Source organism: Salsipaludibacter albus, assembly GCF_019798055.1.
GTDB lineage: Bacteria > Actinomycetota > Nitriliruptoria > Nitriliruptorales > Nitriliruptoraceae > Salsipaludibacter > Salsipaludibacter albus.
The window spans coordinates 102,957-119,568 of record NZ_JAHOPH010000010.1; the positions used below are offsets into that span (position 1 = coordinate 102,957).

The window sequence follows — 16,612 nt, forward strand, 5'->3', positions numbered from 1 at the left end:
GGCGTCAGGCCCGTCGCCAGGCCAGCGCACGTCGTTCCAGGCGGGTGACGAGGTGGTAGACCAGCGCGGACAACGCGGTCAGCACCAGCACGGCCGCGAACAGCGCGGGCATGCGAAGGTTGGTGTAGGCCAGCCACATCGAGCGGCCCAGCCCCGACGAGGCGCCCATCCACTCGGCCACGACCGCGCCGATCATCGCCAGTGGCGCCGACACCTTCAGGGCGGCGAACAGGTAGGGCCACGAGGTGGGCCAGCGCGCGTGGCGGAACACCGTGACCGGGTCGGCGTCGACCGAGGCGAACCAGTCCTCGATCGCCGGGTCGAGCGACCGGAACCCCTCCAGGGCGTTGACCAGCATCGGGAAGAACGTCAGCAGGGCGGTGACCAGGACCTTCGGGGCGTGGCCGAACCCCAGCCAGATGGTCAGGATCGGGGCCACGGCGATGATCGGGGTCGACTTCGCGAGCAGGGCCATCGACAGCACCGCCTGCTCGAGGTTGCGGAAGAACGTGATCACCACGGCCAGTGCGAGCCCGACCGCCGTGCCGAGCACCAGTCCGGCCGCGGCCTCGCCCAGGGTCACCAGCGCCGCCGGGGCCAGGCTCGACGCGCCGTCGACGAGCGCGCGGACCACGGCCGTCGGCGCCGGGACGATCCACTCGGGCGTGCCGGTCAGCCGGACCCCGAGCTCCCAGGCCACGGCGGCGCCAACCAGCAGCAGGACACCGGCGACCGGCGTGACCCGCGACCTCGTCGCGGCAGCCGGCGACGGGTCCGCCGTCGGCGATCCCGTCGTGTCGGCTCGCGTGTCGGGGACGTCGAGCAGGCTCATGCCCGCGCCCCCGGTCCGGCGCCGGCGACCCGGCGTGGAGCGAGGTCGGACGTCGCCACCGTCACCTCGTCGACCGACCCCAACAGGTGCCGCGCCTCGCGCACCAGGTCCTGGACGGCCGGCGCCGTGACGTCGCGGGGGCGTGGCAGGTCCACCTCCAGGTCACCCACCACCGTGCCGGGGCGGGGGCCGAGCACGACGACCCGGTCGGCCAGCGACACCGCCTCGGTGAGGTGGTGCGTGACCCACACGACCGTGGGACGCAACCGCTCCCAGATCCCCAGCAGGTCCGCGGCCAGGCCCTCGCGGGTCAACTCGTCGAGGGCGGCGAGCGGCTCGTCCATCAACCACAGTGGCGCGTCCTGGGCCAGCATCCGTGCCAGGGCGGCCCGCTGCTGCATCCCGCCCGACAGCTGCCCGGGCAGGGCGTCGGCGAAGTCACCCAGCGACACCAGGTCGAGCAGTGGATCCAGGTCCGGCGCCGACCGGGGGGTGGCCACGATCTCGCGGGCCAGCGCCACGTTGTCGCGCACCGTGGCCCACGGCAGCAACGCCGGTCGCTGCGCGAGCCAGCCGACCTGCTTGGCCCGCCGCACCTCGGCGGGGTCGTGGTCCCCGATCGCGATCCGGCCACGGGTCGGTCGGTCGAGCCCGGCCACCAGCCGCAGCAGGGTGGACTTGCCACAGCCGGACGGGCCCACCACGGCCACGAACGATCCGGCCGCCACGTCCAGGTCGATCCCGTCCAGGGCGACGACCCGGCCGTGGTCGTGGCCGACTCCCCGCAGGGTCAGCGGCGGGGGGGCGGTGGTCGGGGGCGCGGGGTGGCTCATGCTGCTGCCTCGGCGAGGCCGGCCCGGCCGTGGATGCGGTCGGGGACCACCCGGATCGCGGTCCAGCCATCGCCGGAGGTCACCATGGACCTGGCCTGCTCGGCGCCGAGGTGTCGCGCTGCCATCCGACGGCGCAGGCCGTCCAGCCCACCGTCGACGAGCCGGTCCACCTCGTCCGTCGTGACCGGCTCGGCCCAGCCCGTCACGAAGACCCGGCGCAGGGCGGGCCACGGCTCCTCGACGTTCAGGGACACGTGGCTGCCGGTGCCGACGTAGCCCGCCCAGGACGCGCCCGGGGAGGCGGTCAGCCACATCGACTCGCCGTCCCAGTCGAACCACAACGGCACGACGTGGGGGGTGCCGTCTTCGCGCAGGCAGGCGAGCTGGGCACCGTGGCGACCGCGCAGCAACTCCTCGACCTCGTCGGGTGCCAGCGGTCGGCCGGGCTCGAGGTGTTCGCTGCGGGACGCCGCCCCCCATGGCTGCCACCGGGGCGCGCCCAGTCGGAGGGACACGGCGATCGCCAGGTCGCGCACCACGCGTGCCACCGCGGCCAGGTGGTCGTCGTCGGCCCGCTGGCGGGGGACCCCCACGACAACGGCGGCGATGGGGAGGTGGCCGTCCCGGCAGATCGGTGCGGCGATCTCGACTGCCTCGTCGCCGACGACCCGTGCGACCGCGTCGTCGTCCAGGCCGTCGGGAGCGCAGGCGCGGGCGTCCGCCCCGCCGTCCCCGCGCTCCTGGCCCACCCCGTAGGCGCATCGGACGGGCCGGTCGGGTTCGTGGACGGCGATGACCAGGCGGCTCGATCCGGCCGGCCGCACGAGCGCGACGGTCTCGTCGACCCGGAGGTCGGCCAGCACGTCGTCCAGGGCCGTGCGGAGCGCGTCGTCGTCCTGTTCGAGGGGCGGCGCCACCCGGCGCAGGCCCGGCCCGACCCGGTAGCGCCCGGCGGGGTCCTGGGCCAGCCAGGAGCGGTCCTTCAGGGTGTTGAGCAGGGCGAACAGTCCCGAGCGCGATCCGTCGACCACGTCCTCGAGCTGTCCGGACGTCAGCCCGTCCCGGGCGTCCCCGACGGCCTCCAGCAGGTCGATCGCCCGCGCCACCGCGGGCACGTGTCGTCCGTAGGTGCCCACCCGCTCCCACCTCTCCGAGTCGGTGCGAACCACGGGAAGTCCATCCACGTGGACCGCTGTCCAGCATGGCGATCAAGCCTATCCCCGTCGGCGAGGCACGGTCCGGGATGTGAATCACGCCCCCGGCCGAGGACGTTTGCGTGCGCTGGTCGCGCACAACGTCGTGGCCCCCCACCGGCGGTGACGGCACATGGAACGACACCGACTACAGTCGCAGAAGTTCGATCGAGCCCGTCGTCGTGACGGGACGATCGGTCGGCTGTAGGGGCACGCCACACCGGACGCTCGCGTCCGCACGAGGGGGAAACTCTGATGACGTCTCAAACTGCATCGATTTCGACCAGCACGCGCCTGTGGATCATCCTGGCCGCGGCCCTGCTGGTCATCGTGGCCCCGGGGCTCGCGTTCAGCCTCGCCGCCAACGCGGACGAGGCCGCGACCGCCGAGGAGGCCGCCGCCGAGGAGGAGGCTGCCGAGGAGGCGGCGTCCGCCGCTCGGTCGGCCGCGCCCGCCGAGGAGCCGGTGGAGGAGGTCGAGTCCGCCCCCGCCGAGGAGAAGGCTCCGGCCGAGGAGAAGGCCGCCGAAGAAGAGTCGGCCAAGGACGAGTCGGCCGCTGAGGACGAGGCTGCGGCGGAAGAAGAGTCTGCCGAGGAGGGTGAATCCTCGTCGGACCAGACGTCGTCGGAGGACGAGGCCGCCGAGGCCGTCGGAATCGAAGAGGAGGCGGTCGAGGAGGCCGTCGCGTCCCTGCTGACCCTGACCCCCGAGGCCAACTGCCCCCTGACCGGTGGTACCGGCTCCGGGCTCGCGGCTGGTTTCTCCATCGACGGCAACTGCGGCATCGACCCAGACGACCCCGGCGACACGAACACCGACTGGGACAGCGCCGTGGTGGGTGACCAGCCGGTCTTCATCGACGGGCTCGACGACGCCACCCAGTACGGCAACGGCGCGTCGGAGAACGACGATCCCCTGACCTGGGGAACCTCGAATGCGACCGCGTCCGGCCAGGCCGACATCGACCAGGTCTATGCCTGGGGCACGACCATCGACGGCCAACTCTGGGGCTACCTCGGGTTCACCCGCGGTCCGGTCACGGGCAGCATCGGCTACACCGTCGAGCTCAACCAGTTGCCGAACGTCATCGCCCCCTCCGGCGCGAGCGTCCCGAACCGCTCGGTCGGGGACCTGCGCTTCAACTTCACGCAGGGTGGCAACGACGAGCTCTTCCTGGAGCAGGTCGACCGCTGGGACGGCGACTCGTGGGTTGACGCGTCGGCCGACATCGACGCGAGCACGTTCTTCTCCGGCGTCAGCACTGGCAAGCAGTTCGTGGAGATCGCCCTGAACATCACCGGGCTGCTCGACATCGCCCCCGGCTGCCCGCCGGCTGCCGACTTCGCCCAGCTCAACATCCGGTCGCGCCAGGCCGACCAGCTGAACTCGGCCATGAAGGACTACGCCCAGACGCTGTTCGAGATCGAGAACACCTGCACGGCACTCGAGGTCACCAAGAACGTCGAGGGCGTGGCGGGTGACTGGGGTCCGTTCCAGTTCGAGCTCGAGGGTCCCGACGGGACCGAGGGCTTCTCGCTCGACAGCGACAGCCCCTCGATCGTGTTCGACGAGCTGAGCCCGGGTGACGAGTACACGCTCACCGAGACTCCGGTGGAGGGCTACATCGCCGGCGACCTCGAGTGCACGTTCAACGGGGAACCGTTCGGTGACACGGACGGCACCTCGGTGACGTTCACCGCGCCGTCGGGCGACGGTGACAACACCACCATCGAGATCGAGTGCGAGATCACCAACACGGCGATCCCGTCCGAGGTGGAGGTGACCAAGACGGTCGCGGGTGTCGACGACTCCTTCGAGTGGGACTTCGAGTTCACGATCACGCCGGACGCGACGCCGGCCGGTGCGCAGACGGCGTCGGGGACGGGTGACGGTTCGGCCACGGTGACGTGGACCGACCTGGTGCCCGGCGAGGAGTACACGATCGCCGAGACCGCGGTCGAGGGCTTCGAGGCGGGGACGTTGGTGTGTGAGGATGCCGAGGGCAGTGTGGACACCGACGGTGTCGACGACGCGTCGGTGACCTTCATCGCCCCGTTGGGTGGCGAAGGTGTCGAGATCGTCTGTTCGATCACCAACACCGCGATCCCGTCGGAGGTCGAGGTGACCAAGACGGTCGCGGGTGTCGCCGACTCCTTCGAGTGGGACTTCGAGTTCACGATCACCCCGGACGCGACCCCCGCGGGTCCGCAGACGGCGTCGGGGACGGGTGACGGTTCGGCCACGGTGACGTGGACCGACCTGGTGCCCGGCGAGGAGTACACGATCGCCGAGACCGCGGTCGAGGGCTTCGAGGCGGGGACGTTGGTGTGTGAGGATGCCGAGGGCAGTGTGGACACCGACGGTGTCGACGACGCGTCGGTGACCTTCATCGCCCCGTTGGGTGGTGACGGCGTGGAGATCGTCTGTTCGATCACCAACACGCCCATCTCGTCGGAGGTCGAGGTGACCAAGACGGTCGCGGGTGTCGCTGACTCCTTCGAGTGGGACTTCGAGTTCACGATCACCCCGGACGCGACGCCTGCCGGTGCGCAGACGGCGTCGGGGACGGGTGACGGTTCGGCCACGGTCGGCTGGACCGACCTGGTGCCCGGCGAGGAGTACACGATCACCGAGGCCACGGTCGACGGCTTCGAGGCCGGCGACCTCGAGTGCGAGTTCGACGGCGAGGCCTTCGGCGAGACCGATGGCGCGTCGGTGACCTTCGTCGCGCCGCTGGGCGGCGAGGGTGTCGAGGTGACCTGTGAGATCACCAACACCGCGATCCCGGCCGACGTCGAGGTCACCAAGACCGTCGACGGCGTGGCGGACGACTTCGCGTGGTCGTTCGACTTCACCATCACGCCGACCCCGGACGGCGAGACATCGCCGCAGTCGGCATCCGGGTCGGGCAACACCTCGGACAGCGTGGCCTGGGGGAACCTGGTCCCGGGCGAGCAGTACACCATCACCGAGGTCGAGCAGGCCGGATACGAGGCCCAGGTGCTGGAGTGCGACGTCGAGGATCTCGATGGTGAGGCAGATGCATCCGTCACCTTCGTCGCCCCCCTGGGCGGTGAGGGGGTCGAGATCAACTGCACCCTGGTCAACGAGGCCCAGGCCGGTCAGCTGTCGATCATCAAGATCGTCTCTGGGGTGGCCGACGACTTCGCCTGGGGACCCTTCACCTTCCGCCTGACCCCCGACGACGGGTCCGAGCCGAGCGAGATGACGGTCGACAGCGACAATCCTGCGGCGCAGTTCGTGGACCTCGTGCCGGGCGTGAGCTACCTGCTCGAGGAGGTCGACGTCCCGGCCGGCTATGACGCGGGTGCCATCGAGTGCTCTGTGTTCCGCGCCGACGACACGTTCGGACAGATCAGCCTTCCGTACCTGGTCCAGCCTGGGGACGACGTCGTGTGCGACGTGACGAACGTCGCGCGGCCGTCCCAGGTGACGGTGACCAAGGAGGTCGTCGGGATCGACGAGTCGCTGGACTGGGAGTTCGAGTTCACGATCAGCCCGGAGACCGACGGGGAGGACGCCACACAGACCGCCTCCGGCACCGGTGAGGGCACGTCGGTCGTGGGTTGGAACGCGCTCGTCCCGGGTGAGACCTACACGATCACCGAGACGACGGTCGGCGGCTACGACGCCGGCGACCTGACCTGCCAGCTCGGCGAGGGCGACTTCGGCGAGAGCGACGGCGTCTCGGTGACCTTCGAGGCCCCGCTGGACCTCGATGCCGAGGGTCCGGAGATCACCTGTGGGATCACCAACACGGCGATCCCGTCCGAGGTGGACGTGACCAAGACGGTCGAGGGTGTCGCGGACGACTGGATGTGGTCGTTCGACTTCACGATCGACCCGGTGCCGGGTGAGCAGGACGCCACGCTGGCGGCCGCGGGGACGGGCGACTCGTCCGCGACCGTCGGCTGGACCGACCTGGTTCCGGGCGAGTCCTACACCATCTCGGAGACGACGCAGGCCGGGTTCGAGGCGCCCACGCTGGTGTGTGAGGGTGTCGACGACACCGACGGCGCGGACGACGCGTCCGTGACGTTCGTCGCGCCGCTCGGTGGTGAGGGGGTCGAGATCACCTGCTCGATCACCAACACCGCGCGTCCGTCGCAGGTCGAGGTGACCAAGACGGTCGTCGGCATCGCCGACGACTGGGACTGGTCGTTCGACTTCACCATCGCCCCGGCCACGGACGACGAGGACGCCACGCAGACCGCCAGCGGCACCGGTGACGGTGACGCCACGGTCGGCTGGGACAACCTCGTCCCCGGCGAGACCTACACCATCGCCGAGACCACGATCGACGGCTTCACCGCCAGCGAGTTCGTCTGCGAGGGTCTGGACGACCTCGACGAGGACCCGACCACGGTGACCTTCGTGGCACCCCTGGACGTCGACGAGCAGGCACCCGAGGTGACCTGTTCGATCACCAACACCGCCGCACCCGGCATGCTGGAGATCGTCAAGTCGACCGTCGGTGGTGACGGCAGCTTCACCTTCGCGTTGACGCCCGAGGGCGGCGACCCGGTCAACCTGGACGTGACCACGTCCGGCGGCACCGGGAGCGTCGTCGTCAGCGACATCGTCCCGGGCACGACCTGGACGCTGTCCGAGGTCGAGCCCGGTGGAGGCTGGATCGCAGGCGACCTGACCTGCACCGTGACCCACGTGGACGCGTCGACCGAGGACGTCGATCCGGCGATGGCCTTCACGGTCCTGCCGGGTGACGCGATCAGCTGCGCGATCACCAACACGTTGCCCCCGCCGCCGCCGCCGCCGCCGCCTCCGCCACCGCCTCCTCCGCCGCCGCCTCCGCCGATCCTGCCCCACACCGGGGTGGACCTGCCGTGGCTGGTCGCGGCCGCGAGCGTGCTGCTCCTGGCCGGCGCTGCCCTGGTGGGCGTCGGTCGCCGCGACCGTCGCCGCGAGGTCTCGTGACCTGACGCACTGAACCGGCCGCGGGCCGTCGATCCGATCGGGGTCGACGGCCCGCGTCGTCTGTGCGCACGTGCGGGACGGGTCGGCGTGCGCACAGCGAACGCGACCTGCGAGCCCACCAGGTCGCCGAAATCGCCGCAGGAAGGAACCCCGGCGTCTGGACACCGCCATTGACCACCTCTCGTGACGTCTGGGTGTTCGTGGCTGGTTGCGAGGGCGAGGACGACGGCTAAGTTCGTGTCGGACTACCGGGTCGTGGCCGACTCGACGGGGCGGTCGCGCCTCTCGTGCCCACGGCACAGCGTGTTTCACGCGGGTGGTCCATGCGTGCTTGTTGTTGCGCCGGGTCGCCGGCCGGAGGGGAACACATGAAGACCACCGCGGAGATCAGCCCGTTCCGACGCCGCCTCGTCCTGTGGCTCGCGTTGCTCGTGGGACTCGTGATCCCTGCCGTCGCCTACACCACATGGGCGGAGGCGGCCCTGCCAGGCCACACCGCCCCGGGCGAGTTCACCAAGTTCGAGATCGACGGCAACATCGCGGGCGCCAATGACTGGGCTGGGGGCGGCTACGGCCCGTACACGACGCCGCAGAATCGTCCGTCGACGGGGACGATCGGGTTCACCGAGGCGGTCGACGCCTGCGAGGTCGGGACCGAGGACGGCTGGGCGGGGGCGCTCGAGGGCCAGCCCTTCCCGTGGACCGTCGAGACCGAGAGCATGCCTCGCAAGACCGACATCTGTGAGTTCGGCGCGGCCTACGAGATCGTCGACGTGGATGGCGAGTACCACTACGTGCTGTACGGCTACGCCGCCCGGGCTGCGGACGCCACTGGTGACCAGTCGCTGTTCTTCCTCCTCGACCGACCGGGCCAGGCGGTCGGCGACATCATCCTGGAGTACGACTTCGACCCGTCCGGGTCGAGCCAGCCGACCGAGTTGCGCTGGGACGGCTCGGACTGGGCCTCGTCGACGCTGTCGGCCGGTGTCCAGGAGGGCGTCGGACCGAACCCCTTCGTCCCGGGCGCGAACCCCGAGACCTTCGTCGAGTTCGCCATCGACCTGACGGCCAACGAGATCTTCCCGCCGGTCGTCGGCGGTGTCGAGCAGTGCATCACCTTCGTGGCCACCGGCTTCGCCACGAACAACTCGAACAGCCTCAACTCGCAGTTGAAGGACCGCGCGGCCTTCCCGGGTGACCAGGCCGTCACCAACTGCACCGAGATCACCATCAGCAAGGAGGCGAACGTCGACGCGCCAGGCGTCGAGTTCCTCTACGAGCTGGACCAGGCGGACGGCGAGACGGTCCACGACGGCACGCTCGACCCGCCGGATGGCGTCACTGACCTGGACGGGGGGCCGAACGGCATCGCGGCGAACATCGAGGTCGGGGAGTCCCACCTGTGGCAGAACGTCATCGCCGAGCCCGACTACCAGCTCCAGGAGGCCGTCCCCGACGGCTGGGACCTGGTGGACATCACCTGCACCTGGTACGACCCGTTCCTGGAGACGACGCGTACCGAGGTCGTCACGACCGGTCCGGACGATGCGAACACGATCGAGCAGACGTTCCAGATCCCGCCCCCGACGGTCGACAACGGCGTCAAGACGTCGTGTGTCATCACGAACGAGACGTCCGGCCTGGTGATCGCCAAGGCCGGTGAGGGCGCCGAAGGCAGCGAGTTCACCTTCAGCGCCTCGCCCTCGCCCGAGGGCAACTACGTCGTGCCGCTGAATGGCGACACGGGCGTGATCGCCTACGACCCGGGCACGGACGTCACCATCGAGGAGACCGCACTGCCCGACACCGAGCCCGGCTGGGTCTACCAGGGCGCCGAGTGCCTCAGCGACGCCGAGGGCGCCGAGCCGGTCCTGTTCGACGTCGGCGAGACCGTCGAGGTCACGACCGTCGGTGGTGAGGTCATCACCTGCACCTTCACGAACAACCAGCAGGGCCAGATCAACGTGGCGAAGGAGGGTCAGCCAGCCGATGGGGGACCGTTCGGCTTCGACACCAACTACGACGACAACACGGTCGACCCTGACGGCAGCGAGGACTTCTCGCTCACCATCGATGGCCCTGCCAACAACTCCGACGACCTCGCGCCGGGTGAGTACACGATCGTCGAACTGCTCGACGAGGCCAACCTGACGCAGGACCCCGACTACACCCTGGGCGACGTGGCCTGCGAGATCACGACCACCGGCACCGGCGACTCGACCTTCACCACGTCCGTCGACGACGCCAACGCGGTGGTCGACCTCGCCGCTGGCGACATCGTCGACTGCACGTTCACCAACGTCCAGGCCGGTCGCCTGATCGTGGTCAAGGAAACCGATTTCGCCGACGACACCTTCGAGTTCAGCGGTGCGGTCTCGGGCACCATCACGACCTTCAACGGCGCCACGGACGACGGCGACGAGCTGATGGCCGATCTCGCCCCGGACACCGACTACACCGTCGACGAGACGGTCCCGGCCGGCTGGGACGCGACCGGCGCGACGTGTGACAACGGGTCGGGCACGTTCACCGACGGCGACGCCGTCGCCGGCCTGTCCGACATCGAGATCACCGCGGGCGACACGGTCACCTGCACCTTCACCAACGAGCGCGAGACCGCCAACCTCACGCTGACGAAGCAATGGGGTCCCGACGCCGTGCCGGACGACACCGTCGAGCTGACCGCGACCGGCGACGACCCGCAGACCGCCGGTCCCGCCGAAGGGGACTCCACCGTCGGTGGCGCGACCAACGACGCCGTGCTGACCGTGTACCCGGGCGAAGTCGTGACGCTCGAGGAGGCCTTCGGGGACAACGTGGCCGACTACGAGGCCCTGCTCGGGTGCGACCCGGGCGACGCCGGCACGCTCGACTACACCGAGGGCGACCTGTCCGGCACGTTCACCGTCCCCGACGACGACCCGGTCGACGTCACCTGCACGTTCGTCAACGAGCGCCTGCGCGCCGAGCTGACCCTGGAGAAGGAATGGGTCGACGGCTTCGGCGGTGACACGGCGGAGATCACCGCGGACGGTTCCGACAGCGGGACCACGACGTCCACCGCGCCAGACGGCGCGTCGGTCACCATCGACGTGCTCTCGGGCGAGGTCGTCGACCTCAGCGAGGTGCTCGGCGACAACACCGGGACGTACACGACGACGCTGGAGTGCACCGACGAGGACGGCCTGAACTACGTCGAGGGCGAGCTGGACGGGACCTACGAGGTCCCGATGGTCCCCGAGAACGTCACCTGCACCTTCACCAACACCCGCACCTCGACGACCCTCACCCTGGACAAGTCCTGGACGAACCCGGCGGACGGTGACAGCGTCGACCTGGCGATCACCGGCGAGGCCGGTGAGGGCACGGGCACGGTCGCCGGTGACGGTTCGACCGACGAGCCGGCCACGCTGACCGTGTACTCCGGTGAGGTCGTCGACCTCGCGGAGGCGTTCGCCCCCGGCAACCCGGACTGGTACTCGACCCTGCTGACCTGTGACTCGGGGACGCTCGGCTACACGGCCGACGCCCTGTCCGGGACGCTCGAGATCACCGCGACCCCGGACGCCGGCATCTCCTGCCAGTTCTCCAACGTTCGTGAGACCGCCCAGGTCATCGTCGCCAAGGACGTGGCACCCGACACCGACTCGGGCCTGTTCGACCTGTCGATCAACGGCAACGTCGAGGTGGACGACGCCGGCGACGGCGATGCCTCCGACCCCGTCGAGGTGTTCGTCGGCGACCCGGTGACCGTGTCGGAGGCAGCCGGGACCGGCACCGACCTTGCCAACTACGACAGCGAACTGGCGTGCGACAACGACATCGCCCCCGAACCCAACACCGGAACGAGTGGCGAGTTCACCATCGGCACGGCCGACCTGACCGTGACCTGCACGTTCACCAACACCCGCAAGTCGGCCGAGCTCACCCTCACCAAGGACTGGGTGAACGGCGCCGACGGCGACATGGTGTCGCTGACCGCCAGTGGTGACAGCGGCAACAGCGTCGACGCGCTGGGTTCGTCGACGGCCCCGGACACCGACTCCGACGCCGTGCTCACGATCTGGGCCGGTGAGGCGGTCACCCTGTCCGAGGCCTACGCCGGCGGGAACACCGGCTCCTACACCGCCGAGCTGTCCTGCACCGAGGACATTCTGACCTACACGTCCGGGGACATCAGTGGCAGCTACGGCGTGCCGTCGGACCCGGTCGACGTGACCTGCACGTTCGTCAACACCCGCACGTCGGCCGAGTTGACGCTGGACAAGGACTGGGTCGACGGTGCCGACGGCGACACCGCCGACCTGGACATCACCGCCACGCTGGGTTCGGACCCGGCGGACGGCGCGACCGCCACGGCCGACGGGACCATCGGCACCTCCAACGACGGCACCACGGTGACCGCCGAGGTGCTGTCGGGCGAGACCGTGACCCTCGACGAGGTCCTCGGGGCGGGCAACACCGGCTCCTACGACAGCACGTTGTCGTGTGACGCGGCCGGGCTCGAACCCGAGCCGACCACGGGTACGACCGGCGAGTACACCATGCCGTTCGACCCAAGCGAGGTCACCTGCACGTTCACCAACACCCGCACCCGGGTCGACCTGGTGCTCGACAAGGAGTGGATCGACGCGGCGGCCGGTGACGAGGCGACGTTGACCGGCACGGGTGCCGTCGACGACGCCACCGACACGTCGACCGCCAGCGGCGCCGCCGGCAGCGAGCTCGACTCGCCGGTCGTGACGCTGGAGGTCCTGTCCGGCGAGACGGTCGCGCTCGAGGAGGTCCTCGGCGACAACGACGCCGTGTACGCCACCTCGCTGGCGTGCACCGACGGTGACCTGGCCTACGACGCGGGTGAGCTCGACGGGGAGTTGACGGTCCCGTCGGACGCCACCGAGGACATCACCTGCACGTTCACCAACGAGGCGGGCCGCGGCAACATCGTCATCGTCAAGAACGTCGAGGGCGCAGACGGCACCTTCGACTTCACCGGTGACTGGCCCGACCCCGACGACGACGACGCTTCGCTGGTCGGCGACTTCTCGATCACCACCGTGGACGAGACCGGCAGCGCGACCTGGACCGGTGTCCTGGTGCCACCGGACGGCGAGCCCTACACCGTCACCGAGCTCGACCCGACCCCGGAGTACGACGGCACCGACCTGGTGTGCGTCGACCCGGACGGCGGGTCCAGCGTGGACGGGCTGACCGGCTCGATCGACCTCGACGTCGGCGAGACCGTCACCTGCACCTACACCAACACCCAGCGTTCGACCATCACGGTGATCAAGGACGCCGTGCCGGACGACGACCAGGCGTTCACGTTCACGACGTCGGGTGACCCGTTGCCGGACACGTTCGACCTGGTCGACGACGGCACGGACACCACCAACTCGTTCACGTCCGACCTCCTCCCGGCCGACGACACCTACAGCGTCGAGGAGACCCCCGTGGAGGGGTGGACGCTGTCGAGCGCGACCTGCGACAACGGCGATTCGCCGGACGCGATCGACCCGGAGCCGGGCCAGAACGTGACGTGCACGTTCGTCAACGAGGCCGCGCCGGGCTCGGTCGTGGTCACCAAGAACGTCGAGGGTGTCGCGGACACCTACGCGTGGTCGTTCGACATCGCGATCGACCCGGTCGATGCCGGTGTCACCTCGCCACAGACCGTCTCGGGGACCGGCAACTCGAGCGACACGGTGACCTTCGAGCCGCTGACGCTCAACCAGACCTACACCATCCTCGAGCCGGACCTGCCGGCCGGGTGGGAACAGACCGTGTTCGACTGTGGTCCGGACGCGGAGCCCGACACCGAGGGCTACCAGGTCCGGATCACCGAGCCCGGCCAGCAGATCGACTGCACCATCACCAACGAGGCGCAGCCGTCGTCGGTCGCGGTCTACAAGACCGTGGAGGGCGTGGCCGACGACTTCACGTGGTCGTTCGACTTCACGATCGACCCGGCCACCGACGGTGAGCCTGCCACGCAGACCGCGTCTGGCACCGGCAACACGACCGAGTTCGTCCTGTGGGAGAACCTCGTCCCGGGCGAGACGTACACCATCACCGAGAGCGAGGTCGAGGGCTTCGACATCGGCGAGTTCGCCTGCACCGGCCTGGACGACCTCGACGACGACCCGACGTCGGTCACGTTCGTGGCCCCGCTGGGCACGGCCCAGGAGTTCACCGACGTGACCTGCACGGTCACCAACACCGCGGTGCCGTCGGAGGTCGAGGTCACCAAGACCGTCGAGGGCATCACCGGTGACCTCGCCTGGTCGTTCGACTTCACGATCAGCCCGGTGCCGACCGGCCAGGACGCCACCCTGCCGGCCTCGGGTTCCGGTGCCGGTGAGGCCACCGTCGGGTGGACCGACCTGGTCCCGGGCGAGATCTACACGATCACCGAGACCACGGAGGATGGCTACGACGCAGGCGTCCTGGTCTGCGACGGGGTCACCGACCTGGACGGGGCCGACGACGCGTCGGTCCAGTTCGAGGCGCCGCTCGGTGGCGACGGGCTCGAGATCGACTGCTCCATCACCAACGTGGCCGAGCCGTCCTCGGTCGCCGTCTACAAGTCCGTCGAGGGCGTGGCCGACGACTACGCATGGTCGTTCGACTTCACGATCGACCCGGAGACGGTCGACGAGGACGCCACCCAGACCGCCTCCGGCGTCGGCAACACGACCGAGTTCGTGGTCTGGGAGAACCTGGTTCCGGGCGAGACGTACACCATCACGGAGGCAGAGGTCGACGGGTTCGACATCGGCGAGTTCGCCTGCACGGGCCTCGACGACCTCGACGACGACCCGACGTCGGTGACGTTCGTGGCGCCGTTGGGCCTGGTCCAGGAGTTCACCGACGTGACCTGCACGGTCACCAACACGGCCCAGCCGGGCCAGGTGACCATCACCAAGACCACCCTCGGCGGCGACGGGTCGTTCACCTTCGCGATCACGCCGGACGGTGGTGACCCCGTCGAGTACGAGGTGACCACCGTGGACGGGACCGGCGAGGTCACGATCGGCGACCTGCTGCCGGGCGAGACCTACACGATCAGCGAGCTGGACCCGGGTTCGTCCTGGATCGCCGATGACCTGACGTGCACGGTCGCACGCGTCGACGGCTCGATGGAGATGGTGGACCCGGTCGGCGGGTTCACCGTCGAGGTCGGTGACGAGATCGCCTGTGGCATCACCAACACGGCCAAGGGCACGATCGTCATCGTCAAGAACGTCGAGGGTGCCGACGGCACGTTCGAGTTCACGGGCGACTGGACCCCGGACGGTTCCGAGGTGACCTTCCCGGTGACCACGATGGGTGGCACGGGCAGCGAGACCTTCGTCGACGTCGACCCCGGCGAATACACCGTCTCGGAGGTCGATCCGTACCCGGACTACATCGCCGAGGCGATCTCGTGCATCGGTGACGTCGAGGGCGACGACAGCAGCGTGGACGGGCTGGTCGGCACGATCAACCTCGACCCGGGCGAGATCGTGACCTGCACCTTCGGCAACACCGAGACCGCGACCGTGGTCGTGGACAAGGTGACCGACCCGGCCGACGACCCGACCGCGTTCGACTTCCAGTTCGGACCGCTCGACGGTGACGCGACCGACTTCGTGCTCGCCGACGCCGACGCCCCGGAGGTGTTCGGTGGCCTGGCTCCGGGCGACTACCTGCTCGACGAGCTGGTGCCCGACGGCTGGGTGCTCACCGACGTGACCTGCTCGCCCGAGCAGTTCGTGGACGGAACCCAGGCCACGATCACGGTCGAGGCCGGCGACACGGTCACCTGCACCTACACCAACAGTGGGCGCGGCGACCTGGTCATCGACAAGACCGTGACCAGCCTGGTCGAGCCGGGCGACGCCAGCTTCACCGTCACCTACGACCTGGTGGTCACGGGTGACTCGGCGGTCGCCGAGCCCTACACCGTCACCGACGAGCTGCTGTTCGGCGACGGGATCACGGTCGACGCGGCCACGGTCACCTCGACCGACGGCACGGTCAACGGCGACTGGGACGGCGAGACCGTCCTGGAAGTCACCGACGGGACCCAGTCCCTGCCGGCCGGCGACACCCACACCTACACGGTGGAGGTGTCCGGCACGGTCGGTGTCACGTCGACCTCGACCAGCCGCGACTGCGTGCTGGACGAGGGCGAGGACGGCACCGGGCTGCTCAACGAGGCCACGGTCACCTACGACAACGGGTCGAACACCGACGACGCGTGTGACGAGCCCGAGGAGCCGCAGGCCGACCTGGCGGTCACCAAGACCGGACCGGGGCACATCGTGCTCCAGCCGGGCCAGACCGCGGCACCGGTGGACTACACGATCACCGTGACCAACCTGGGTCCGGGCACCGCGGTCGACGCGGTCGCCACCGACACCCTCCCGGAGGGCCTGGACGTGACCGACGTCACGACCAGCGTCGGGACGTGTGACGTGGCGGACCTGGTGATCACCTGCGACCTGGGCGACATGGCCCCGGACGACGTGGTGACGATCATGGTGTCCGGCATCACGACGCCGTTCCTGGACGACACGTTCACCAACGTCGTCGAGGTCACGTCGAGCACGCCGGACCCGGACCCGGACAACAACCGGGACACGGTCACGACCACGATCACCAAGGAGCTGCCACGGACCGGCCTCGAGCTGACCTGGCTGGCCATGCTGGCCGCCCTGCTCCTGCTCGCCGGCCTGGCGATGCGCGACCTCGGTCGCGTCGCCGCACGCTCCACCACCCGGAAGCGCTGACCGGAAACACACCTGACGGGCCGC

Annotated in this window: 5 protein-coding genes; 2 read left to right on the top strand and 3 right to left on the bottom strand. The window is 69.8% G+C overall.

What is annotated here, in order from left to right:
- Positions 1-4 precede the first annotated feature (4 nt).
- From KR546_RS08365 to KR546_RS19655, 3 genes are read right to left on the bottom strand one after another with little or no spacing between them, the layout of a single operon-like run.
- Positions 5-832 carry an ABC transporter permease gene (locus KR546_RS08365; RefSeq protein WP_238444250.1) on the bottom strand — a complete coding sequence of 276 codons (828 nt, stop codon included), beginning with the start codon at positions 830-832 and terminating at the stop codon, positions 5-7.
- Positions 829-1,665: an ABC transporter ATP-binding protein gene (locus KR546_RS08370; protein WP_238444251.1), complete on the bottom strand. Its 837-nt coding sequence runs from the start codon at positions 1,663-1,665 to the stop codon at positions 829-831. The genes KR546_RS08365 and KR546_RS08370 overlap by 4 nt, the downstream gene beginning before the upstream one ends.
- Complete coding sequence (locus tag KR546_RS19655) at positions 1,662-2,801, bottom strand: pyridoxamine 5'-phosphate oxidase family protein (RefSeq protein ID WP_338019123.1); 1,140 nt, start codon at positions 2,799-2,801, stop codon at positions 1,662-1,664. Before KR546_RS19655 ends, KR546_RS08370 begins: the two co-directional genes overlap by 4 nt.
- Positions 2,802-3,113: 312 nt before the next feature.
- Here KR546_RS19655 and KR546_RS08385 point away from each other — a divergent pair, with 312 nt between their 5' ends.
- Positions 3,114-7,814 carry a prealbumin-like fold domain-containing protein gene (locus KR546_RS08385; RefSeq protein ID WP_238444252.1) on the top strand — a complete coding sequence of 1,567 codons (4,701 nt, stop codon included), beginning with the start codon at positions 3,114-3,116 and terminating at the stop codon, positions 7,812-7,814.
- 368 nt (positions 7,815-8,182) lie between these two features.
- Complete coding sequence (locus KR546_RS08390) at positions 8,183-16,588, top strand: DUF11 domain-containing protein (protein WP_238444253.1); 8,406 nt, start codon at positions 8,183-8,185, stop codon at positions 16,586-16,588.
- The last annotated feature ends 24 nt before the right edge of the window (positions 16,589-16,612 follow it).

Coding starts and splice junctions, on each gene's coding strand:
- KR546_RS08365 (WP_238444250.1), bottom strand. CDS start 832: ATGAGCCTGCTCGACGTCCCCGACACGCGAGCCGACACGACGGGATCG.
- KR546_RS08370 (WP_238444251.1), bottom strand. CDS start 1,665: ATGAGCCACCCCGCGCCCCCGACCACCGCCCCCCCGCCGCTGACCCTG.
- KR546_RS08385 (WP_238444252.1), top strand. CDS start 3,114: ATGACGTCTCAAACTGCATCGATTTCGACCAGCACGCGCCTGTGGATC.
- KR546_RS08390 (WP_238444253.1), top strand. CDS start 8,183: ATGAAGACCACCGCGGAGATCAGCCCGTTCCGACGCCGCCTCGTCCTG.